Consider the following 25,407-nt stretch of genomic DNA (forward strand, 5'->3'; position numbering starts at 1 on the left):
GTAAGAATATGTCTACTTCAACCCTGTTACAATCAATTAAGGAATCCCGCCGGGATGCGTTGGTCAACCATTATAGCGCCAACAATGTTCCTACAGAGCTTAAGAACAAGATTACGGACGCGGACAGCCTGTATGAGTACTTGCTGCTGGATACGAAGATCAGTGAACTGGTGAAAACATCGCCGATAGCGGAGGCCATCAGCAGCGTCCAGTTATACATGAACCGCTGCGTCGAAGGTTATGAAGGCAAGCTGTCTCCGGAAGGCAATAGCCATTTCGGGCCGGGAAAATTCCTGGATAATTGGGATACCTATAACAAGCGTTATTCCACCTGGGCCGGCAAGGAACGTCTGAAATACTATGCAGGCAGCTATATTGATCCATCCTTGCGCTACAACAAAACCGATCCGTTCCTGGACCTGGAACAGAGCATCAGTCAGGGAAGAATCACCGATGACACCGTAAAGAACGCGCTGCAACACTACCTGACTGAATATGAAGTGTTGGCGGATCTCGAGTATATCAGCGTAAATAAAGGCGCCGATGAAAGTGACTTATTCTTTGTTGGGCGCACGAAGACAATGCCTTACGAATATTACTGGCGCCGCTTAACACTGAAAAAGGACAATAACAATAAACTGGTACCAGCCATCTGGTCCCAGTGGAAAAAAATCACGGCCAATATCGGCGAAGCGGTTGATAACTATGCAGTGCTTTTCTGGTATAAAAATCGCCTACATGTACAATGGTGTTCTACAGAGAAGACTCAAACTGATGCTGGAGAAGCCGTTGAGAAACAGTATCTGAATGACTGGATCATGAATAGTTCCGGAGTCTGGTCTTCATTCCGAAAGTCTTCATTTATCAAAAATAGTTTTACTTATAGTGAGGGCACCATCACTTCAGAATCTGTTTCTACGGTTCGAAATCAACTATTCTGTGATGCTCCAGATGCTTTTAAGGCAACAATAACTGCCCTTCCATATGACCGAATTCATGTTTATTTTGAAAAAAGATACCATTCATACCATGCTTGGCTCCATGTAGGAGGATTAACTGGCATTGTTCTAAAAGAGGGGGAGCAAAGAGACTTCAGCTACGGTCCAAATCGGGCATTTCATGTACAACTCAGCGATCTTCAAGGACCGAGTGTAGGTCCATATTTCACTGGTATATATAATGGAGATACACTCCAAAACTCTTACGGCTCAATTAACAACGATCAATACACCCCTCCATCAGGAAGCAATATTAAAGGTCCTATCGACCTTACCCTGAAAAATAATATCGACCTGTCGGCTTTGTTGGACAAGAGCCTTGACGCACTGTTCGACTACACCATTCAAGGCGATAACCAATTGGGCGGTTTAGATGCCTTTAACGGTCCTTACGGGCTTTATTTGTGGGAAATCTTCTTCCATGTTCCTTTTTTAATGGCGGTTCGCTTCCAAACCGAGCAGCGGTATGAGTTGGCGGAACGTTGGTTTCAATTCATCTTCAACAGCGCCGGATACCGTGATGACTACGGCAGTCTGCTGACGGATGACACAGGGAACGTGCGCTACTGGAATGTGATGCCGTTGCAGGAGGATACGGAGTGGGATGACACGTTGTCCCTGGCAACGACCGACCCGGACGAGATTGCCATGGCCGACCCGATGCAATACAAGCTGGCTATATTTATTCACACCTTAGACTTCCTGATCAGCCGCGGCGACAGCTTGTACCGGATGCTGGAGCGGGATACCCTGACCGAAGCCAAGATGTATTACATCCAGGCCAGCCAACTGCTGGGTCCCCGCCCCGAGATCCGGATCAATCACAGTTGGCCTGATCCGACCCTGCAAAGCGAAGCGGAGGCGGTAACCGCCGTACCGACGCGAAGCGATTCGCGGGCAGCGCCAATCCTCGCCTTGCGAGCGCTTCTGAGAGCAGAAAACGGACATTTCCTGCCGCCCTATAATGATGAACTGTTAGCTTTCTGGGATAAAATCGAACTGCGTTTATACAATCTGCGCCACAATCTGAGCATGGACGGTCAGCCGCTTCATTTGCCGCTCTTTGCCGAGCCGGTGAATCCGCGTGAGCTTCAGGTGCAGCATGGCGCAGGCGATGGCTTGGGGGGAAGCGCCGGTTCCGCCCCGAGTCGTGAGAGTGTCTATCGTTTCCCTCTGGTCATCGACAAGGCGCGCAATGCGGCGAACAGTGTTATCCAATTCGGCAATGCCCTGGAAAATGCATTGGCCAAGCAGGACAGCGAAGCCATGACCATGCTGTTGCAAACCCAGCAGCAGAGTGTTCTGCAGCAAACCCGCGATATTCAGGAGAAGAACCTGGCCGCGCTGCAAGCAAGTCTGGAAGCAGCCATGACAGCGAAAGCGGGGGCGGAATCCCGGAAGACCCATTTTGCCGGCCTGGCGGACAACTGGATGTCCGCAAATGAAACCGCCTCACTCGCACTGCGGACCACTGCGGGAATCATCAATACAAGCTCGACCGTGCCGATCGCCATCGCCGGCGGCCTGGATATGGCTCCGAACGTGTTTGGTTTCGCGGTTGGTGGTTCCCGTTGGGGAGCCGTCAGCTCCGCTGTAGCCCAAGGATTGCAAATCGCCGCCGGAGTCATGGAACAGACGGCCAATATCATCGATATTAGCGAAAGCTACCGCCGGCGCCGGGAGGATTGGCTGCTTCAGCGGGATATTGCCGAGAATGAAGCGGCGCAGCTGGATTCTCAGATTGCGGCCCTGCGGGAACAGATGGATATGGCGCGCAAGCAATTGGCGCTGGCGGAAACGGAACAGGCCCACGCGCAAGCGGTCTACGAACTGCAAAGCACCCGCTTTACGAACCAAGCTTTGTATAACTGGATGGCCGGGCGTCTGTCGTCTCTATACTATCAAATGTATGACGCCGCATTGCCGCTTTGCATGATGGCTAAACAGGCTCTAGAGAAAGAAATCGGCAATGATAAAACGGTTGGACTCTTCACCCTCCCGGCCTGGAATGATCTGTATCAAGGATTACTGGCGGGCGAGGCGCTGCTGCTAGAGCTTCAGAAGCTGGAGAACCTGTGGCTGGAGGAAGACAAGCGCGGAATGGAAGCTGTAAGAACGGTATCTTTAGATACCCTTCTGCGCAAAGAAAAGGCAGAATCCGGGTTTGCAGATTTCGTCAAGGAAGTTCTGAACGGAAAAACACCTGACCCTGTGGGCGGGGTGGGCGTACAACTGCAAAACAATATTTTCAGCGCAACCCTTGACCTGTCCGTTCTTGGCCTGGATCGCTTTTACAACCAAGCGGAAAAGGCCCACAGGATCAAAAACCTGTCGGTTACCTTACCCGCGCTATTGGGACCTTATCAGGATATAGCGGCAACCTTATCGCTTGGCGGCGAGACCGTTGCGCTTTCCCATGGCGTGGATGACAGCGGCTTGTTCATCACGGATCTCAACGACAGCCGTTTCCTGCCTTTCGAGGGCATGGATCCGTTATCCGGCACACTCGTTCTGTCGATACTCCATGCCGGGCAAGACGGTGACCAGCGCCTCCTGCTGGAAAGCCTGAACGACGTCATCTTCCACATTCGATATGTCATGAAATAGTTGAACTTCCAGATATTTAGGGGCTTGTGAATACAAGCCCCCCAGATTGAAGACAAACTCCCGCGAAATACTGCACCGCGGGAGTTTTTATTTTTCCATCCATACTTTCAATTATGAAATTGAAAGTATGAGATGGGCAACGTAGTGATCCACATGAAGCGTGTGGATCAAATAGCGAGTTATGCGATTGAAGAGGAGAAAAGTATTAAAGTACCAGACAATAAAAGAGGAAGAACAACAAAAAGATTGGAGACGGTACGGCTGCCTATCCTAAAGGAGTATGCCTTTCTTTTTGATTGAAGTTTAGGAAATTGCTCGGATTACTTCGGGGAATGTCATAAAACAGGAGCGTTCCGAGCTTTACCCAATCGTTACAGGAGATCTCTAGAACAAAGTCCGGTTCGTTCCCCCATCCGGAAGTTCATATTCCGTGGGTAGCTCCATCCTGATCCCCTCTTCTTAACAGGTTATAAAAAGTTACACTTATCATTTCCGTCATTGCTAATCTACCTTGCAGTTACACGTAAAATATACCTTCCGAGATTCCTCAAGAATGAAACATATTTTCACCCATCAATGAAAATATCTATGCTTTTTTTTGGAAGGCGAGAGGTATGCTTGGATTGTAAATGAAGGGGGGACCTATTCATGAGGAATAACCAAAAACGGTAACGGATAGCTTCTATTGTTTTGATGTCTACGGTCATTTTGACCGTACGGAGTACTCATCATTCAGAACACAAGAGGAGGAGTTCATGGTGTCAACAACAGACAACGCCGCCGGCGTATTCCGGCTCGGAACCGAAGAATTAACAGAAGCGCTCAAGCAATCCGGTTATCGGACCGTCTTTGATATTGCATCTGAAAATCTTGCGGAATTTCAGAAAAGCAACCCGGAGATTCCCTCTTCCGACGCTAAGGAGATTTATCAATTAGCCGTCCAGAGGACAGACAACTTATGCATGCTTTATAAGGCCTGGCAACTGCACAATGATCCGGTCATCCAGAGCCTCCCCAAATTATCTGCGGATACCGGCCTGCAAGGCATGAGTGCCGCGTTGGAGCGGAGTCTGGGAGGCGGAGCCGATTTTGGAGACTTGTTCCCGGAGCGATCGCCAGAGGGTTATGCGGAAGCCTCCTCTATACAGTCTCTTTTTTCGCCGGGACGTTACCTGACGGTGCTGTATAAAATTGCGCGGCAGCTCCACAGTCCAGGAGACAAACTGCATATTGACAACCGCCGCCCTGATTTGAAGTCGCTGATCCTTAACACTGACAATATGAACCGCGAGGTGTCATCTCTGGATATCCTGCTGGATGTGCTGCAGCCCGAAGGCTCTGACACGCTGACATCCTTGAAGGATACCTACCATCCGATGACCCTTCCCTATGATGACGACCTTGCGCAAATCAATGCCGTGGCGGAGGCGCACTCATCTAATTTGCTGGGGATTTGGGATACCCTGCTGGACACGCAGCGGACTTCCATCCTGCAGAATTCCGCCGCTGCCCGCCGGATAAGCAAGGCGCGGCAATCGGCATACCTGAATCCGAAAGCCGCGGATGATGAGCCGGTATTGATTACAGGAGAAGAATTCTACCTGGAGACGGGCGGCAAACGGCTTTTTCTGGCGCATAAACTCGAGATAGGCTCCACGATAAGCGCCAAAATCAACATTGGACCGCCGCAAGCGGCCGATATCGCGCCAGCAAAGTTGCAACTCGTTTATTACGGCAGAGGCGGCAGAGGGGACTACTTCCTTCGTGTGGCAGACGATGTGTCCCTCGGTGGAAAATTGCTGAACAATTGTTATCTGACCAGCGACGACGGACAGAGCAACAATATTAACGGACCATTCTGCCTAATGATTAATCGAGGCACCGGCAGCATGCCCAGCGGGACTCACCTGCCAGTTCAGATTGACAGAGTGACAGATACATCCCTACGCATTTTTGTGCCGCAACACGGTTACTTGGGACTAGGAGAAAGCCTTGCCAGCAACTGGAATGAACCGTTGGCGCTGAATCTGGACTTGGATGAAGCGTTGACCTTTACCCTAAGAAAGAATGAGTCCGGACAAGATACCATTTCCATAATCGATATGATGCCGCCTGTTGCCGACACGACCCCGTCCCCGCCGACGAGGGAAACGCTTTCCTTGACGCCAAACAGCTTCCGTCTGCTGGTTAACCCCGAGCCGACAGAAGAAGACATCGCCAAGCACTACAACGTTAAGACTGCCATAACCCGAGCTCCTGCCGATCTGGCCGCCGCCTTAAATGTTGTCGATGATTTCTGCCTGAAGACCGGCTTGAGCTTTGATGAATTGCTGAACTTAACGATGCAGAAGGATTATCAGTCAAAAAGCAGTGAGTACAAAAGCCGATTTGTAAAATTTGGCGGCGGGGAGCATGTTCCGGTTTCAACCTATGGAGCTGTGTTTTTGACAGGTACGGAAGAAACTCCGTTGTGGGCAAAACAGTATAACAGCGCAGGCGCTGCAACAGACACCCCTGTTTTGAACTTTACGGCGGATAATGTGGCAGCTTTGGCAGGAAGAGCGGAAAAGCTTGTGCGGCTGGCGCGAAGCACGGGTCTTTCCTTTGAGCAGTTGGATTGGCTGATTACCAATGCCAGCCGGACCAAAATCGAACACGGAGGGGAAATCATTTTGGACGGGCCGGTGCTTGGGGCTGTGGCCGAATTTACCAGGCTCAATAATCGTTATGGCATCACAACGGATATGTTCGCCGCTTTTATAGGCGCTGTGAACCCTTATGCAGACAACGGACAGAAAAGCTTCTATCAGTCCGCATTCAGTACAACGGATGATTCATTTACCATTCCATTGGGCGGAGGTTTGCAGTTCGCAGTTGACAAGCAAGGCAAATATGAAGCTATCTGCTGCGGGGCCCTGGGCGTTACGGCGGATGAGCTGTCTCGTATTGGCGGATACTGCTTCGATGCAGCGCAGGGCGCCAAGCTGAATATGAATGAGAGTAACTTTGGGCAGCTGTACCGTCTGGGCAGAATACCTCGCATGCTGGGCCTGAGTTTTACCGAGGCTGAGCTGCTATGGAAGCTGACGTCAGGCGGTGAGGATACATTGCTTCGGATCATTGGAGGAAGCGCCAGTCTGAACACTCTGGATATCATCTGTGACACCGAGACGGTTATTGCCTGGATGGATGCCCATCAGCTGGATGTTGTCTCCCTGCAAGCCATGGTTACCAACCGGTACAGCGGCACAGCCACGCCGGAGCTGTACAACTTTTTGGCACAGGTGCACCAATCCGCTAACAGTGCCGCGAACGCGTCCGGAGCGGATGCTCAGGATACCCTGCCTACGGACAAGCTGTTCCGGGCCTTGGGGGCAGGCTTCAACCTGAAGGCCAACGTGATGTCGCAGGTCATTGACTGGTTGGACAAAACCGACGGAACGTTTACGCTGCGGGCTTTCTGGGACAAGCTTCAAGCGTATTTCAGCGCCGGACATGAAGATGAACTGACCGCCTTGGAAGGAGAAGCCGCACTGCTGCAGTGGTGCCAGCAGATCAGCCAGTATGCGCTGATTGTTCGCTGGTCCGGGTTAACCGAGCAGGATCTGGCGCTGCTGACTGGGCATCCCGAGCAGCTTCTGGACGGACAACATACGGTGCCCGTACCCTCGCTGCATCTCCTATTGGTGCTGACCCGCCTGAAGGAATGGCAGCAGCGCGTCCAGGTTTCCAGCGAGGAGGCCATGCGCTATTTTGCCCAGGCTCATTCGTCAACCATCACACGCGACACTGCGGTCAAGTTGCTGGCCCGTATCCATAGCTGGAATGAAGAGGATACCGGCTCGATGAATGACTACCTGCTGGGAGAGAACGAATATCCTAGGAACTTTGAGCAGATCTTTGCACTGGAAAGCTGGGTCAACCTGGGCCGTCAACTGAACGTTGGCAGCAGAACGCTGGGAGAACTGGTTGACATGGCCGAAGAGGATAAAACCGCGGAACACATGGATTTGATTACTTCGGTAGCCCACAGCCTGATGGCTGCGGCGCAAGCCTGAACCCACATGGATCAAGGAAGGTGGTAAGAATATGTCTACTTCAACCCTGCTGCAATCGATTAAAGAAGCCCGCCGGGATGCTTTGGTCAAGCATTATATCGCCAATCAGGTTCCGACTGAGCTTGCGGACAAGATTACGGATGCGGACAGCCTGTATGAGTACTTGCTGCTGGATACCAAGATCAGTGACCTGGTGAAAACATCGCCGATAGCGGAGGCCATCAGTAGCGTGCAGTTATATATGAGCCGCTGCGTCGAAGGCTATGAAGGGAAGTTGACTCCGGAAGGCAACAGCCATTTCGGGCCGGGGAAATTCCTGGATAATTGGGATATCTATAACAAGCGTTATTCCACCTGGGCCGGCAAGGAACGTCTGAAATATTATGCAGGCAGCTATATTGACCCGTCACTGCGCTATAGCAAAACCGATCTGTTCCTAAACCTGGAACAGAGCATCAGTCAGGGAAGAATTACCGATGACAGCGTAAAGAACGCGCTGCAACACTACCTCACTGAATATGAAATGTTGGCGGATCTGGAGTATATCAGCGTAAATAAGGGAGCCGACGAAAGTGTTTTATTCTTTGTGGGCCGAACGAAGACAACGCCATATGAGTATTACTGGCGCCGATTAACGCTGAAAAAGAACGATGACAACAGGCTGGCGCCAGCCATCTGGTCTGGGTGGAAAAAAATAACTGCTAATATCGGGGAAGCGGTTAATGACTATGTAGCACCTCATTGGGAGAACAATCGACTTCATATAAAGTGGATTTCCATAGAAAAAGAAGGACAGGCTCTTGAATCATATTTTATTAATGATTGGATCCTAAATGCTTCCGGGGTCTGGTCTTCGTTTAACAAACTCCCGTTTCGGGCTTTTAGGCTTTTGGATCAGCAGGGAGACATTAATCACAATTTTATCACTTGTATAGGGGACAAATTAATTATTGATGATCCGTCCTATTTTAGAGCAATCATATCAGCAGTACCAAATTATTCGAACACACGTTTGATAATGAGTATGTTTGTTGAAAAAATTTACTCTAAAAATTTTAATGAAGTCAATTTTCTTGAAAATAATAGTTCTAGATTTCGATTAAGAGAGGGGGAAGAACGAACATATAACTCTGGTACTTATGACGGCAATTATTCAATAAATCCTGGTGGAGTTGACTTTAAATATGATGAAGAATTTTTTCTTTATTTAAAAATACACTACTCGCACGGTTCAATTGTCAATAATCAGTTTAGACCTCCATCAGGAAGCAGCATCCAAGGTCCTATCGACCTTACCCTGAAAAATAATATCGACCTGTCGGCTTTGTTGGACAAGAGCCTTGACGCACTGTTCGACTACACCATTCAAGGCGATAACCAATTGGGTGGGTTGGCTGCCTTTAACGGTCCTTACGGAATTTATTTGTGGGAAATCTTCTTCCATGTTCCTTTTTTAATGGCGGTTCGCTTCCACACCGAGCAGCGGTATGAGTTGTCGGAACGTTGGTTTCAATTCATCTTCAACAGCGCAGGTTACCGTGATGACTACGGCAATCTGCTGACCGATGGCAAAGGCAACGTGCGCTATTGGAACGTGGTGCCGCTGCAGGAGGATACGGAGTGGGATGACACGTTGTCCCTGGCAACGACCGACCCGGACGAGATTGCGATGTCCGACCCGATGCAATACAAGCTGGCTATATTTATTCACACCTTGGACTTCCTGATCAGCCGCGGCGACAGCTTGTACCGGATGCTGGAGCGGGATACTCTGACCGAAGCCAAGATGTATTACATCCAGGCCAGCCAACTGCTTGGTCCCCGCCCCGATATCCGGATCAATCACAGTTGGCCTAATCCGACTCTGCAAAGCGAAGCGGACGCGGTGACCGCTGTACCGACGCGAAGCGATTCGCGGGCAACGCCAATCCTCGCCTTGCGAGCGCTTCTGAAAGCGGAAAACGGGCATTTCCTGCCGCCTTATAATGATGAACTGTTAGCTTTCTGGGATAAAATCGATCTGCGTTTATACAATTTGCGCCACAATCTGAGCCTGGACGGTCAGCCGCTTCATTTGCCGCTCTTTGCCGAACCGGTGAATCCTCGTGAGCTGCAGGTTCAGCATGGCGCAGGCGATGGATTAGGGGGAAGCACCGGTTCAATCCAAAGCCGTCAGAGTGTCTATCGTTTCCCTCTGGTCATCGATAAGGCGCGCAATGCCGCCAACAGTGTTATCCAATTCGGCAATGCCCTGGAGAATGCATTGGCCAAGCAGGACAGCGAAGCAATGACCATGCTTTTGCAATCTCAGCAGCAGATTGTCCTGCAGCAAACCCGCGATATACAGGAGAAGAACCTGGCCGCGCTGCAAGCAAGTCTGGAAGCAGCCATGACAGCGAAAGCGGGTGCGGAATCCAGAAAGACCCATTTTGACGGCTTGGCGGACAACTGGATGTCGGACAATGAAACCGCCTCACTCGCACTGCGGACCACTGCGGGAATCATCAATACAAGCTCGACCGTGCCGATCGCCATCGCCGGCGGCCTGGATATGGCTCCTAACGTGTTTGGTTTCGCAGTTGGAGGTTCCCGCTGGGGAGCCGTCAGTACTGCTGTAGCCCAAGGATTACAAATTGCCGCCGGTGTAATGGAGCAGACGGCCAATATCATCGATATTAGCGAAAGCTACCGCCGGCGCCGGGAGGATTGGCTGCTGCAGCGGGATATCGCGGAGAATGAAGCGGCGCAGTTGGACTCGCAAATTGCGGCCCTGCGCGAACAGATGGATATGGCGCGAAAGCAACTTGCGCTGGCGGAGACGGAACAGGCGCACGCGCAAGCGGTCTTCGAGCTGCAAAGCACCCGTTTTACGAATCAAGCTTTGTATAACTGGATGGCCGGACGTCTATCGTCTCTGTACTATCAAATGTATGATGCCGCATTGCCGCTCTGCTTGATGGCCAAGCAGGCTTTAGAGAAAGAAATCGGCACTGATAAAACGGTTGGAGTTTTGTCCCTCCCTGCCTGGAATGATCTGTATCAGGGATTACTGGCGGGCGAGGCGCTGCTGCTCGAGCTTCAGAAGCTGGAGAATCTGTGGCTGGAGGAAGACAAGCGCGGAATGGAAGCCGTGAAAACGGTATCTATAGATACCCTTCTCCGCAAAGAAACGCCAGAGTCTAGCTTCGTAGAGCTAGTCAAGGAAGTTCTGGACGGAAAGACGCCTGACCCTGTAGGCGGAGTCGGCGTACAGCTGCAAAACAATATTTTCAGCGCAACCCTTGACCTGTCCGTTCTTGGTTTGGAACGCTCTTACAATCAAGCGGAAAAGACCCGCAGGATCAAAAATATGTCGGTTACCTTACCTGCGCTATTGGGGCCTTACCAGGATATAGAGGCAACCTTATCGCTAGGCGGCGAGACCGTTGCGCTGTCCCATGGCGTGGATGATAGCGGCTTGTTCATCACGGATCTCAACGACAGCCGGTTCCTGCCTTTCGAGGGCCTGGATCCGTTATCCGGCACACTCGTTCTGTCGATATTCCATGCCGGGCGAGACGGTGACCAGCGCCTCCTGCTGGAAAGCCTGAACGACGTCATCTTCCACATTCGATATGTTATGAAATAGCTTTACAGCCAGATATATTCAGGGGCTTGTATTGACAAGCCCCTCCAAGGAGGAATTGGATTATGCCACAATCTAGCAATGCGGATCTCAAGCTATTGTCGCCATCCCTGCCAAAGGGCGGCGGTTCGATGAAAGGAATCGAAGAAAACATCGCGGCTCCCGGCTCCGACGGCATGGCACGTTGTAACGTGCCGCTGCCGGTAACCTCCGGCCGCTATATTACTCCTGATATAAGCCTCTCCTATGCCAGCGGCAACGGGAACGGAGTTTGTGGAATGGGTTGGACGATGGGAGTGATGCGGATTTGCCGCCGAACAAGCAACGGCATCCCCCGTTATACAGCCGGAGATCAGTACCTTGGTCCGGATGGGGAAGCGCTAGTCCCGGAATGCAACGAACAAGGGGAGGTCATTACCCGCCGCACCGATACGGCCCAAGGTACACCGTTAGGCGAGACGTTTACGGTTACCCGCTATTTTCCCCGGATCGAGAGCGCCTTTCATTTGCTGGAATACTGGGAAGCGGAAGCAGGAAGCGCAGCCGCGCCGTTTTGGCTGCTTCATGCTGCCGACGGGGTGCTGCACTGCCTGGGCAAAACTGCTCAGGCGCGGATTGCCGCCCCTGACGATTCCGCCAAGATCGCGGAATGGTTGGTGGAGGAGTCCGTCTCTCCTTTCGGAGAGCATATTTATTATCAATACAAAGCAGAAGACAATGAAGGCGTGAATCTGGAGCAAGACAATCATCAATATGGGGCGAACCGCTATCTGAAATCGATTCGCTATGGAAATAAGGTTGCCTCTCCTTCTCTCTATGTTTGGAAGGGGGAAATCCCTGCGGACGGCCAATGGCTGTATTCCGTCATCCTGGATTATGGCGAGAACGATACGTCAGCGGATGTTCTTCCCGTATATGAGCCCCAGGGCAAGTGGTTGGCGCGCCCGGACCGTTTTTCCCGCTATGACTACGGATTTGAGATCCGAACCTGCCGCTTGTGCCGCCAGGTCTTGATGTTCCATGCCTTTGCGGAGCTTGGCGAGGAGCCGGCTCTGGTGTGGAGGATGCAGCTGGAATACGACGAGAACCCCGTGGCGTCCATGCTGAGCTCGGTTCGGCAATTGGCTTATGAAGCAGACGGGACCATCCGGAGCATGCCGCCGCTGGAATTCGATTATACGCCATTTGACATCGAGGCAATCGAGGAAACGGCCGATTGGCAGCCATTTTTACCGGTGCCTGAATTGGCGGATGGAGAACATTATCAGTTGGTCGATTTGTACGGAGAAGGCATACCGGGCTTGTTATATCAGGACAATGACCACTGGCATTATCGTGCGCCCGCCCGGGGCGATACACCGGACGGGATCGCCTATGATATCTGGCGGCCGCTCCCTCGTATCCCCGCGAACTCCCGGAACGGGATGCTAATGGATCTGAATGGCGACGGGTATCTGGAATGGTTGATTGCGGAACCCGGGGTTGCTGGGCGATATAGCATGAATCCGGATAAGACATGGTCCGGTTTTGTGCCGCTCCAGGCACTGCCGACGGAATTTTTCCATCCGCAGGCACAGCTTGCCGGTGTGACCGGATCAGGATTAACCGACCTGGTTATGATCGGACCGAAGAGCGTCCGGTTTTATGCCGGGGATCAAGCGGGCTTCAAGCGAGCATGTGAAGTGTGGCAGCAAGCGGGCATTACTTTGCCTGTGGAACGCCTGGATAAAAAGGAACTGGTGGCATTCAGCGATATGCTGGGATCCGGTCAGTCTCATCTGGTGCGCATCCGGCATGATGGCGTTACATGCTGGCCTAATCTGGGGAACGGCGCATTCGGGGCGCCGCTGGCCCTTCCCGGGTTCACGGCAGCGGAGGGTGAATTCAACCCTGAGCGAGTATATCTTGCGGACCTTGACGGATCGGGGGCTTCCGATATCATTTATGCTTCGCGTGACGCTCTTCTCATTTACCGGAATCTTTCAGGCAATGGCTTTGCCGATCCGCTGCGGGTTCCGCTGCCGGACGGCGTGCGGTTCGATGATCTGTGCCGGCTGCTGCCTGCCGACATCCGCGGGTTGGGCGCGGCTGGTCTGGTGCTGCATGTGCCCTTCATGACCCCCCGCAGTTGGAAATTAGATTTCTTTTCGGCGAAGCCGTTTTTGTTGCAAATCGTCAGCAATAATTTCGGAGCTTCCAGCTTGTTCCTGTATCGAAGCTCCGCCCAGTATTGGCTGGATGAGAAACAGGCTTCCTCATCGGCTGACTGCGCTTTGCCCTTCCCGATCAACGTGGTCTCGGGTATACACACGCGGGACGAAATTAACGGCGGCACCCGGATTCAGCAGTATACTTACCGCCATGGCGTGTATGACCGGACCGAAAAAGAATTTGCCGGGTTCGGCCGCATTGACACAGGGGAAGAGGAGCGGGACTCCGAGGGAACCCTGAGCGTCAGAAATCCGCCCGTGCTGACGCGAACCTGGTATCATACCGGGCAAAAGCGGGATGAGGAACGTGCAGAGCAGCAATATTGGCAAGGCGACCCTGCCGCTTTTCAGGTTAAACCCGTCCGGCTTACTCGATTCGATGCGGCCACGGCCCAGGATGTACCGCTAGATTCCCCCAATGGGCGGGAAGAGTATTGGCTGTATCGCTCGTTGCGAGGGATGCCGCTGCGTAATGAAATTTTTGCGGGAGATGTTGCGGGGGTGCCTCCTTATCAGGTGGAGAGCTTCCGTTATCAAGCGCGCTTGGTGCAGAACGCCGATTCGGAATGTGTTGCCTTGCCCATGCAGTTGGAGCAGCTTACGTACAACTATGAGCAAATCGCCTCTGATCCGCAGTGTTCACAGCAGATACAGCAATGGTTCGACGAATACGGCGTGGCGGCACAGAGTATAACGATCCAATATCCGCGCCGGGCACAGCCGGAGGACAATCCGTACCCTCACACGCTGCCGGATACCAGCTGGAGCAGCAGTTATGATTCGCAGCAGATGCTGCTGCGCTTGACAAGGCAAAGGCAAAAAACGTACCACCTGACAGACACCGAAGGCTGGCGCTTGAATATTCCCCAGCAGACACGCCTGGATGCTTTCATCTATTCAGCCGACAGCGTGCCAGCCGAAGGGATAAGCGCCGAGCTGCTGGAGGCGGACGGCACGTTACGCTCTCCGGCGCTGGAACAGGCTTATGGCGGCCAGTCCGAGGTCATCTATGCGGGCGGGGGCGAACCGGATGTCCGAGCTCTGGTCCATTACACCCGAAGCGCGGTTCTCGATGAAGTTTGTTTACAAGCCTATGAAGGCCTGCTCAGCGACAGCCAATTGAACTCGCTTCTTGCCTCTTCGGGCTATCAACGAAGCGCAAGAGTATTGGGTTCCGGCGATGAAGCGGATATTTTTGTGGCGGAACAAGGATTTACCCGTTATGCGGGGGAAGAGTGCTTTTACCGCATTGTGGGACAACAAGCCTCTCTCTTGACGGGGGAACAAGTTTTATCATGGGATGATCATTTCTGTGCAGTGACATCCATCGAAGACGCGCTTGGCAATCGAATTCAGATTGCATATGATTACCGCTTTGTGGAGGCTATCCGGATTACCGATGCGAATAATAATGTGAATCAGGTCTCCCTGGATGCTCTCGGCCGGGTCGTATACAGCCGGACCTGGGGCACGGAGGAAGGGATAGAGACGGGCTTCCGCCCGGAGGCGGAATTCGCGCCGCCCGAGACAATGGAGCAGGCGCTTGCCCTGACGTCTCCCTTGCCGGTTGCATCCTGCTGTGTCTATGATGCGCACAGCTGGATGGGAACGATAACTGTTGCGCAACTGTCAGCGCTTGTTCCAGATAGTGAAAAGCAATGGTCTTTCTTGATAGCCAACCGCTTGATTATGCCGGACGGCAGAATCAGAGCCCGCGGCCGGGATCCATGGTCGCTTCAACGGCTATTGCCGCCGATAATGGCCAAGCTGCTAAGCGATGCGGACCGTAAGCCGCCGCATACGGCAATTTTGGCAGCGGATCGTTACCCGGATGACCCATCCCAGCAAATTCAGGCCAGCATCGTGTTTAGCGATGGCTTTGGGCGTACAATACAAACCGCTAAAAGAGCAGATACCCGATGGGCGGTTGCGGAACGGGTTGACTATGACGGAACCGGAGCCGTAATCCGAAGCTTTCAGCCTTTTTATATTGATGACTGGAATTATGTGGGCAAGGAGGCTGTCAGCGGCTCTATGTATGCAACGATCTATTACTATGATGCGCTGGGACGCCAACTAGGGATGGTCAATGCCAAAGGATATGAGAGGAGAACGGCTTTCTACCCATGGTTTACAGTAAACGAAGATGAAAATGATACCATGGACTCATCATTACTTGCTTCACCGCCTGCGCGGTGAGATGGAGGTTAAACCTATGAATACAACGTCCATATATAGCGGCACGCCTACGATTTCGGTTGTGGATAACCGGAACTTGGAGATTCGCCTTCTTCAGTATAACCGTATCTCGGCTGAAGATCCGGCAGATGAGTATATCCTGCGGAACACGTATACGGCGTTAGGGTATCTTGACAGCAGCATGGATCCCCGCCTGTTCGCGCAATATCAGGAGGATAGCGGCACACCGGCGAATATAAGAAACATGGCCTCCCTGAGAGGCGAAGCGCTGCGTACGGAAAGCGTGGATGCCGGCCGCAAAGCGGATCTTTTTGATATCGAGGGGCGGCCAGTCTGGCTTATCGATGCCACCGGCACACAGACGACGCTCGAATATGATGTATTAGGCAGGCCGACAGCGGTATTCGAGCAGCAGGAAGGTAAGGAATCCCCCCGGTGCCGGGAGCGGTTTATTTATGGCGAGAAAGAAGCGGATGCCCAGGCCAACAATTTGCGCGGGCAGTTGGTGCGCCACTACGATACCGCAGGCCGGATGCAGACAGACAGCTTCTCGTTGGCCGGAATGCCGCTGCATCAAAGCCGTCAACTGCTGGAAAATTGGGATCATCCTGGCGACTGGAGTATAGGAGAGGAAAGTGCTTGGGCCTCGTTGTTGGATGCTGAAACCTATGATACGAGCTGGCGGTATGACGCGCAGGACAGGGTGCTTGCCCAAACCGACGCCAAAGGGAATCTCCAGCAACTGACATACAATGCCGCCGGCCAGCCGCAGGCGGTAAGCCTCACGCTGCAAGACCAAGCCGAACAGCGGATTTGGAACCGGATAGATTACAGTGCGGCGGGTCAAGTGCAGCTCGCAGAAGCCGGGAATGGTGTCGTAACGGAATATACTTACGAGGAGAGCACGCAGCGGCTAATCAGAAAAAAAGATTCCCGCCAGCTGTCCTCCGGGGAAAGAGAAGTCTTGCAGGATTATCGTTATGAGTATGATCCGGTAGGCAATATCTTGTCTATCTGCAATGAAGCGGAGCAGGTTCGTTATTTCCGGAATCAGGCCGTTGCTCCGAAAAGGCAGTATGCCTACGATGCCTTATATCAGCTTGTATCCAGTTCGGGGCGGGAATCCGACGCGCTTCGTCAGCAGACGTCGCTTCCTCCCTTGATCACGCCTATCCCTCTGGACGACAGCCAATACGTCAATTACGCGGAGAAATACAGCTATGATCGGGCCGGCAATTTAATCAAGCTTAGCCATAACGGGGCGAGTCAATATACAAGGAATGTTTATGTAGACAAGAGTTCAAACAGGGGGATTTGGCGGCAAGGGGAAGACATACCGGATATCGCGGCTTCCTTTGACAGAGCAGGCAATCAACAAGCTTTATTCCCAGGGAGACCGTTGGAATGGGATACACGAAATCAGTTAAGCCGAGTCCATATGGTCGTGCGCGAAGGCAGCGATAACGACTGGGAAGGGTATCTCTATGACAGTTCAGGAATGCGCATCGTAAAACGGTCTACCCGCAAAACACAGACAACAACGCAAACGGATAGGACCCTCTATTTGCCGGGCCTGGAGCTTCGCATCCGCCAGACCGGGGACCGGGTCACGGAAGCATTGCAGGTCATTACCGTGGATGAGGGAGCGGGACAAGTGAGGGTGCTGCACTGGGAGGAAGAAACCGAGCCGGACGGCATCGCCAATGATCAGTACCGGTACAGCCTCAATGATCATCTCGGGTCCTCTTCATTGGAAGTGGATCGGCAAGGCCAGATCATCAGCAAGGAAGAATTTTATCCCTACGGCGGCACAGCCCTGTGGGCAGCCCGGACAGAGGTGGAGGCAAGCTACAAGACCATCCGGTATTCAGGCAAAGAGCTGGATGCCACAGGCCTGTACTATTACGGATACCGCTACTATATGCCATGGTTGGGACGATGGCTGAATCCGGACCCGGCCGGAACCGTAGATGGATTAAACCTGTATCGCATGGTCAGGAACAATCCTATAAGTTTGATGGATCCGGATGGGAATGCCCCAATCAACATGGCGGATTATAGTGCCGAGAATGGCGATTTATTTTATGGACTAAGCGGTGAAAGGGGAAGATATATAAAGAAATTTAATCCTGGCTTTAACATGGAAGATGCAAGTGCTCCTGCCATGGTTATCGATCAATATAATAATAATGTGGCATTGAGTATAAATTTAAGCTATCCAGTTACACAATTGATGGACTTCCAAAAAGACTTAAAAAAATCCGCAGGGAAATTGAAGGTTCCAACGGATTTAAAACAGAGTATTCTGAAGGACCCTAAAAAGAATTATCCTTTGTGGAACGATTACTTTAACATTGGAGAAGCTAAAGCCAAATTTAATATCTCCGGTATCTTCAAAGAAACAGCAAAAAAATATGGAAGTGATCAATATCATAAATTAATATCTGGCAGAATGATAGAAGCGCCATTGCTGTGGAAACGAGGGAGCAAACTCGGCCTAGAAATCGCCGCTACAAATCAGAGAACAAAGATACACTTTGTTCTTGACAATTTAAATATCGAGCAGGTGGTTACGAAAGAGGGTAGCGGCGGTCAGTCAATCACAGCTTCCGAGCTCCGCTATATTTACCGGAATCGCGAAAGATTGAGTGGGCGTGTCATTTTCTATAGAAATAATGAAAGGCTAGATCAGGCTCCATGGCAAGAAAATCCTGGATTATGGAGCCAATATCAGCCAAGTCTTAGAGAAAGAAGTACTTTAGGAGTCAAAGAGCGAGGGATCGGGAACTTTTTCCGCCGGTTTTCAATGAAGAGAAAGTAGCATGTAACTGAAATTGCTCCCCATTGGTTTTGTAAACTAATGGGGAGTTGTTAATTCACTCCTTTTCAGCGGCATTCACGCCGAATTCTGTTGGGAGTTTAAGCCTATAAATACAAGAAACATGGCCTCCCTGAGAGGCGAGGCGCTGCGATCGGAAAGTGTGAATGCCGGGCGCAAGGCGCAGTTTTTTGATATCAAGGACGGCCAACCTGGCTTATCTATGCCAAGAGTACACAGACGATCCTCGAATATGATTTATTAGGAAGGCCGACAGCCGTATTCGAGCAGGAGGAAGGCAAGGAATTTCCTCAGTGCCGGGATCGGTTTATTTACGGGGAGAAGGAAGCGGATGCTCAGGCAATTTGCGCGGACGGTTGGTGCGCCACTACGATACCGCGGGCCACATTCAGACAGACAGCTTCTCGTTGGCCGGAATGCCGCTGCATTAAAGTCGTCCTGCCGGGCGCACATAAAATGTAAAAAGCATCAGAGCTGAATGAGTCGGCTGCTGATGCTTATTTATTGGACCGAACGAAATCTCTGCAAGTACGAATGGAGCCCGATATTGTTGATACCCCCGTTTTTATAAGGATAGACTAAGCAGTTGTTTAATAGACTTTAAATCTTTCAGGATGAGTTTATCTGGAATCCAGATGACAGGAATTTGAGTTTTATTGATTTTGTAATTGGTTATAATGAAATCGAATTTGACCGTATTGCTTGGTTCGGTTTGAAGGTTTAGAACGTTACCCAATTCATTATTTAATTTGTGATAGATGAATTTTTTCCAATTGGTTGGTCCGGATAAAAGCAATAAAACCTTTTTTTTATAATTTGACAGGAGAATAGATAAAATATGAAACGTGATGTGGTAGCTCTCATCTTCAGATAATCTATTTTCATTTATTTCTTTATTCCACGTGATAATAAGAGGGTGAATGATGTTGTAGCCCTCTATTAATTCATGAGGAATAGTCTTAAATTTACCCCAAAAGTATTCTAACGGTAAATTGAGATTTTTAAATATATAGATCTTGTGGAAAGAAAAATGGATGTTATGTTTTATTTCTTCTATTACTTTGGCATTCATATTTACTTCACTTGAAATCATGTCAATTAAAGCAAGGTGCTTATCGTAAAGTTGTTTATATGATCCACGATAGTAATTCTTGATTTTACTTTTTTCATTACCATCCCCTTCGGAGATGAGGAAAAAAAATAGTGTAAAAAACTTAAGTTCATTTTGCTGGAAGCTGACCTTATAGAAATTTTCAATCGCAGAGACAATGGCATAGGTGCAATCTAACTTTTGAGAGCTAAATATGTAGTCAATATTAAAACTTTTGGAAATAAAATGTTTATATATATTTCTATTTACAGACACATTGATGAGTATGGTTAATAGATTATAATCGATCTCCATTTTATAAAAACGAATATAGTTCTCAATTTTTTGTTGCAAGTTTAGGTCCGGTTTAAAAATTTCTTTATACTTTTGCACGTTAAAAAAAAGAACCATATAGAAGTATCTAATATTCAGTTCCTTTCCAATTATTTGAATCGTTGTTCTGAAATTAAAATCAAGGTTAAAATGTCTAAGTATTTTTCTGAAATTATTTAATTTTTTCTTCAATGTTAATTTATCTAAGTACAATATTTGAGACCATTTTTCCAGGCTATAATACTTCTGATTGAATATTCCCATTAAAATGTTGTAGAGTTCACTGTTTACTAAATAAGTAGCTATAATACTGGAAAGATGATCTAAAGGACCTTTTTTTAGAACGTAACCTTTGGAATTCATGCTTATTATATCCCAATTATTTGGAAGAGTTTGTTTTAATTGAGAAATGTCACTTATAATCGTTCTGCTCGTACATTGCAGCTTACGGGCTAAAGAACTTGAAGACACGATACCTTCGCTATCAATTAAGGATTCTAATATTTGGATTTTTCGAATAATTGAATGATTTTGAATTAAGTGGGCGGTGAAGTTATCCATTTAGTCTCCCCCTCGAAAAGCGATAAATGGTTAAAGTGCAGATGTACTATCCTTTGTTTGAAATTGCTAGTCATCAATTCTGCGGGTCTCTTCAAAGTGCTCCAGGTGCTATGGATTTACGAATTTCCCCTAAACATATCTTTCTAACAATGTTTGTCTTCTTAATGAAAATCTTTATTATTTTTCTCCTTCTCACAATTTATATTTCAATTAGAAAGTATCGTAATTTTGTAATGAAAAACGATACATAATTTCATTAATAGATGAAATTATGTATGGTTTTTTATATGTTTGTTGGTCAGCTTAAGAGATATTATTGTGCAAGGGGGAAACTTAGGAGGCTATATTATATCCATCGTCGTCATCGTCGGGATGATGGTTGATTTCCTGGCGCGGGACGGGCTGATCAACAATATCCTGGGATGGTTCGGCGTCGAAGCTGCCGCTTATTTGCGGGAGCCCGAATGGTTCAGGACAATCTATATTGCGTCAGGCATATGGCAGGGGGTAGGCTGGGGCACGATTATTTATTTGGAGGCGATATCGAACATCGATCCTTCGCTGTATGAAGCGGCCAAGGTGGACGGGGCATCGAAGTGGCGCCAGGTGCTCCATATTACGGTTCCGGGCATCATGCCGACGGTTATCATTTTGCTTATTTTGCAAATGGGCAGCCTCATGTCTGTCAGCACGGACAAGATCCTGCTTATGTATAAATTCATCGACGTATGAAACCGCTGATGTCATCGGCACCTATGTATACCGCAAAGGTCTGCTGGAGTCGAATTACAGCTACAGCACGGCCATCGGACTATTCAACTCCGTCATCAATTTCGGGCTTCTCATTCTGGCGAACACGGTAAGCCGCCGCGCAAGCGATACGAAGCTGTGGTAAGGGGGAGCTGCAGTTGATGAATGAATGCGAAGAGGAGGGATCTGCCGGTGAATAAATTGTCGCTTGGCGAACGAATCTTTGAATGTTTCAATATTCTGTTTATGATATGTCTTTGTCTGGTCACCTTATATCCGTTTGTATATGTGTTGTTCGCTTCCTTCAGCGATCCGCTTGGGGCGTATGGGTTGTCGCGGCAAAATGTCATGTGGAAAAACCCAATCATGTTCTTCATCGTGTTCACGATGTTTTTCTCCGGCGGGTTGATTCCAAGCTATTTGCTCGTTACGGGGCTGGGCATGCTCGATAGCCTATGGGCACTCATCATCCCCGGTGCGGTCAGCGCGTTCAACTTAATCATTATGCGCACGGCATTCCAAGGCATTCCGGTAAGCCTTGAGGAATCGGCCAAGCTGGACGGGGCGAACGACTTCACCGTGCTGGTTCGTATTATTTTACCGTTGTCCCTGCCCGTCATTGCGGTCATGATTCTGTTCTACGGCGTTGGGCATTGGAATTCTTGGTTCGGAGCGCTTATCTATTTGCGTGACCGCGATCTGTATCCGCTGCAGCTCGTGCTGCGCGAAATTCTGATTACGAACAGCACGGACAGCATGCTCACCGCGGCTGGCCCGGCGGACAAGATGCCTATTGGGGAGACGATTAAATACGCAACGATCATCGTTGCGACGGTTCCGATTCTGCTGCTATATCCTTTCCTGCAGAAGTATTTCGTCAAAGGGGTTATGATCGGGGCGATTAAGGAGTGAATGGCGCGTGCCGCCATTGCATGTGCCGCAGGATGACGTTCGCGACTCGCGGCTCGGCGTTAACCAGGCGGGCTCATACGGTCCGCCTGACCCGACAATGAATTCCTTCGCAAAAAGCCGATTACAGGCGAACAGGAAGCCTGTCTAGTTGCTTATATGCCGCTCATCGGCAAATTGTCTCCTCCCGCTCTTGCTATGTCCATCTGTCCCCGTTCATTTATTGAGAATTGTATCTTCTTAGTTGCCCCCCCGAACTTACTATAATAACAGAGCAGCGGGGAATGACAATTCAATTCGGGAGGGACTGTTCATGTCCGTTATGGTAAGGCCTGTTGAACCAAGTGATAAACAAGAGCTGACATCCTTGATGTATGAATATATCGTTGATTTTTATCAAAGGCCAAAACCGGAAATGGAAAAAGTGCATTGCCTAATTGACACACTGCTTGAAAAAAAACGGGGAATACAATTCACAGCTCAGAAGGAAGGCAAGCTTATCGGATTTGCGACCCTTTATTTTACGTTCAGCACGACAGTGTCAGATCAAATAACCGTAATGAATGACCTGTACGTAGTTGAGGAAGCAAGAGGAACTGGCGCGGCTCAAGCGTTATTTCAAGCGTGTGCAACGTTTACGAAAGAGAACGGTTACGCCCGTATGACATGGATTACGGCCTCCGATAATTATCGGGCCCAGCGCTTCTATGACAAAATGGGTGGAACGCGCGGCAATTGGATCAATTATTCAATCGGACGGTAGGCGGGGAGAGCGAGATCTACACAGAAGGGGCCGCCCCTTGGGTCATGTCAGACCTTTGATATGCTCCCCTTACGGTCAATGTCATTAAGTTAACTACTTTAGAATCCCGATTGCCACAAGATTTATGGTAATTGGGATTTCTCTATTGATTAGGTAGACATAAAAAATACTTCACAAAAAGAAAAAAACACTTGACAAAGCTGGGGAATCGGCGTCCAATCCTTAAAGACACTTTTCAAGGAGGAACGCTGAATGAAAACGACGCTTAGACCTTCAAAAATCAAGGAAATTTTATCAAACAATATCAAATCAATGGCAGCTACACTGGATGACTATGTTAGGAGACCTGGTCACGACTTTTCAAGAAACCGAAAACTAACTTTCGAGACTATGCTTCAAATGCTAATCGGTATGGGAGGGAATAGCCTTTGTAAGGAACTCTACGAATGGTTTTCTTTTTCTAAAGATACAGCATCGGTTTCAGCCTTTGTCCAACAACGCGAAAAAATATTGCCAAGCGCTATAGAAACCTTATTCCACAGATTTGTTGCATCATGCGATGAAAGCGTGTTGTTTAATGGGTATCGCTTATTTGCAGTAGATGGTACTGACTTACGACTGCCTACAAATCCGAACGATTCAGAATCGTACATGAAAAATGAGAGCAATACTAAGGGGTATAATTTAGTCCATATTGACGCCATGTATGATTTGATGCGGCATGTTTATGTAGATGCGTCTGTCCAACGGAAAAAAGGGATGAACGAACACAAAGCCCTTGTCACTATGGTAGATCGATCTAATTATTCAGGAAAAGTCATAGTTATAGCAGACCGAGGCTATGAATCTTTTAATAATATAGCCCATTTTCAGGAAAAATCATGGAATTACATTATACGTTCAAAGGAGTCTTACGGAATCATTTCTAAGTTAGCTGTACCAGACCAGGCCGAGTTTGATATCCAAGTCACACTGTCGCTAACAAGACGACAAACTAAGCAAACCTTGTCCTTGTTGAAAAAAGACCCTGTCCGATATCGTTGGATACAGCCACATACAACATTTGATTATCTTTATCCAAAAGATGATCGCCTATACGATTTGTGCTTCAGAGTTGTCCGCTTTGCCATTTCTGATGTATCATATGAAACAGTTTTTACAAATTTAGATTCCGGGAATTTCCCGCCTGATACAATTAAAGAACTCTACAATAGGCGTTGGGGCATAGAGACCTCCTTCCGAGAACTCAAATATGCTGTAGGGCTAGTGAATCTACATAGTAAAAAGCCGAGTTCCATGCTACAAGAAGTATTTTCTCGTTTCATCCTTTACAACTTCTCTGCCTTAATTGCACATCAAGCTCAGATTCCCAATGAAGCAACCAAGCGAATCAACTTCTCGGCTGCGATGCTTATTTGTAGGCAATATTTTAGGGATAAACTCTCAGAAGATAGTCTTCTTGATCTGATTGCAAAACATCTATCTCTAATACGGAAAGGCAGAAAATTCCCACGATTCCAAAACCCAATATCTGCTGTTGGGTTTACCTGTAGGGTATCATAGACAACTCCAAGTTGAGAGTGACTACGTCACAGATGCAGGTAGTGCATCTGTATTTGTCATGCCAGAAATATAAAATTAGCGGACGACTAAGCTTATAGTCATTCACCAATTTTACATCCGCAGGTCATTACTCTATTAACTTAATGACATTGCCCTTACGGTAGACAGGTGAAATAATAAAGCCTGTGTAAGGGGAGCTTTTTTATGCCTAATAAAAAATATGATGCGTCAGAGAAACTCGTTATCATTGGTGAAATCGAAAGTGGCGAAATTGGTGTTAAGGCTGCAGTTAAGAAATACGGTATCAGCAAAACGACTTTGGTGAAATGGCGTCGTCGTTACAAGGTGTATGGTTATGAGGGGTTAGAAAAACAAAACCATAATCGAAGTTATAGTGCTGAGCTTAAGCTCCAAGCGGTGAAGGATTACATAGAGGGAGGATTGTCCCAATATCAGATCATCGATAAATACAAGATTGCAAGTAGAACGCAGCTTTCCAACTGGATTAAGGAGTATAATCGTCATAGCAGCTTAAAAGCTTATTCAGGAGGAGCGAAAGCAATGACGAAGGGGCGTTCAACGACTTGGCAGGAACGGATCGATATTGTGCAATACTGTCTTGCTCATCAGCATGACTACCGTAAGACAGCGGACCATTTTCAGGTCTCCTACCAGCAAGTCTACCAATGGGTGAAGAAGTTTGAAGAGGGCGGTCATGATGCGTTAAAGGATGGTCGGGGAAGAAAGAAAGCGCCGGAGGAATTAACAGAGGCCGATCGTCAAAAACTCGAGATGAAAAAGATGGAATATGAAATCGAGCGGCTTCGGGCGGAGAATGCATTTCTAAAAAAGTTACGGGAATTCCAAAGGAGGCGAAGCTAAGCCAATACCGTCAAGAGAAC

Annotated in this window: 12 protein-coding genes and 1 pseudogene; 12 read left to right on the forward strand and 1 reads right to left on the reverse strand. The window is 49.0% G+C overall.

Annotated features, from left to right (window positions below):
* Nucleotides 1–8 precede the first annotated feature (8 nt).
* The 6 genes from JSQ80_RS23875 to JSQ80_RS23900 all read left to right on the forward strand — a co-directional run bounded on the left by JSQ80_RS23875 (nucleotide 9) and on the right by JSQ80_RS23900 (nucleotide 18,967).
* Complete coding sequence (locus JSQ80_RS23875; RefSeq protein WP_206096971.1) at nucleotides 9–3,605, forward strand: Tc toxin subunit A-related protein; 3,597 nt, start codon at nucleotides 9–11, stop codon at nucleotides 3,603–3,605.
* Nucleotides 3,606–4,360: 755 nt separating this feature from the next.
* Entirely contained in the window at nucleotides 4,361–7,663 is a 3,303-nt protein-coding gene (locus tag JSQ80_RS23880; RefSeq protein ID WP_206096972.1) for a Tc toxin subunit A, read from the forward strand.
* 31 nt (nucleotides 7,664–7,694) lie between these two features.
* Nucleotides 7,695–11,291 carry a Tc toxin subunit A-related protein gene (locus JSQ80_RS23885; protein ID WP_206096973.1) on the forward strand — a complete coding sequence of 1,199 codons (3,597 nt, stop codon included), beginning with the start codon at nucleotides 7,695–7,697 and terminating at the stop codon, nucleotides 11,289–11,291.
* A gap of 62 nt (nucleotides 11,292–11,353) precedes the next feature.
* Entirely contained in the window at nucleotides 11,354–15,697 is a 4,344-nt protein-coding gene (locus JSQ80_RS23890) for a SpvB/TcaC N-terminal domain-containing protein (RefSeq protein ID WP_206096974.1), read from the forward strand.
* 16 nt (nucleotides 15,698–15,713) lie between these two features.
* Nucleotides 15,714–18,518 carry an RHS repeat-associated core domain-containing protein gene (locus tag JSQ80_RS23895; protein WP_206096975.1) on the forward strand — a complete coding sequence of 935 codons (2,805 nt, stop codon included), beginning with the start codon at nucleotides 15,714–15,716 and terminating at the stop codon, nucleotides 18,516–18,518.
* A 311-nt stretch (nucleotides 18,519–18,829) separates the two neighbouring features.
* Nucleotides 18,830–18,967, forward strand: coding sequence for a hypothetical protein (locus JSQ80_RS23900; protein WP_206096976.1), 138 nt, complete (start codon nucleotides 18,830–18,832; stop codon nucleotides 18,965–18,967).
* A 134-nt stretch (nucleotides 18,968–19,101) separates the two neighbouring features.
* On the opposite strand, the gene JSQ80_RS23905 is transcribed toward JSQ80_RS23900, so the two are convergent.
* Nucleotides 19,102–20,520, reverse strand: coding sequence for a helix-turn-helix domain-containing protein (locus JSQ80_RS23905; RefSeq protein WP_206096977.1), 1,419 nt, complete (start codon nucleotides 20,518–20,520; stop codon nucleotides 19,102–19,104).
* Nucleotides 20,521–20,862: 342 nt separating this feature from the next.
* Between JSQ80_RS23905 and JSQ80_RS23910 the strand changes: the two are divergent.
* The 6 genes and pseudogenes from JSQ80_RS23910 to JSQ80_RS23935 form a co-directional block, all read left to right on the forward strand.
* Nucleotides 20,863–21,415: pseudogene (locus JSQ80_RS23910) on the forward strand (ABC transporter permease subunit); the annotation flags it as partial.
* A 20-nt stretch (nucleotides 21,416–21,435) separates the two neighbouring features.
* The gene (locus JSQ80_RS23915; protein WP_206096978.1) at nucleotides 21,436–22,182 is read left to right on the forward strand and encodes a carbohydrate ABC transporter permease; all 747 of its coding nucleotides are present in this window, start codon (nucleotides 21,436–21,438) and stop codon (nucleotides 22,180–22,182) included.
* Nucleotides 22,183–22,189: 7 nt separating this feature from the next.
* Nucleotides 22,190–22,330, forward strand: a complete 141-nt coding sequence (locus tag JSQ80_RS23920; RefSeq protein WP_206096979.1) for a hypothetical protein — start codon at nucleotides 22,190–22,192, stop codon at nucleotides 22,328–22,330.
* Between the two features lie 162 nt (nucleotides 22,331–22,492).
* Nucleotides 22,493–22,942 carry a GNAT family N-acetyltransferase gene (locus tag JSQ80_RS23925; RefSeq protein WP_206096980.1) on the forward strand — a complete coding sequence of 150 codons (450 nt, stop codon included), beginning with the start codon at nucleotides 22,493–22,495 and terminating at the stop codon, nucleotides 22,940–22,942.
* A 252-nt stretch (nucleotides 22,943–23,194) separates the two neighbouring features.
* Entirely contained in the window at nucleotides 23,195–24,505 is a 1,311-nt protein-coding gene (locus JSQ80_RS23930; RefSeq protein ID WP_206094201.1) for an IS4 family transposase, read from the forward strand.
* Nucleotides 24,506–24,709: 204 nt separating this feature from the next.
* Complete coding sequence (locus JSQ80_RS23935) at nucleotides 24,710–25,387, forward strand: helix-turn-helix domain-containing protein (protein WP_206096981.1); 678 nt, start codon at nucleotides 24,710–24,712, stop codon at nucleotides 25,385–25,387.
* Nucleotides 25,388–25,407 lie beyond the last annotated feature (20 nt).

Origin of the sequence: Paenibacillus apiarius (genome assembly GCF_017052585.1) — a bacterium.
Taxonomy (GTDB): domain Bacteria; phylum Bacillota; class Bacilli; order Paenibacillales; family Paenibacillaceae; genus Paenibacillus_B; species Paenibacillus_B apiarius.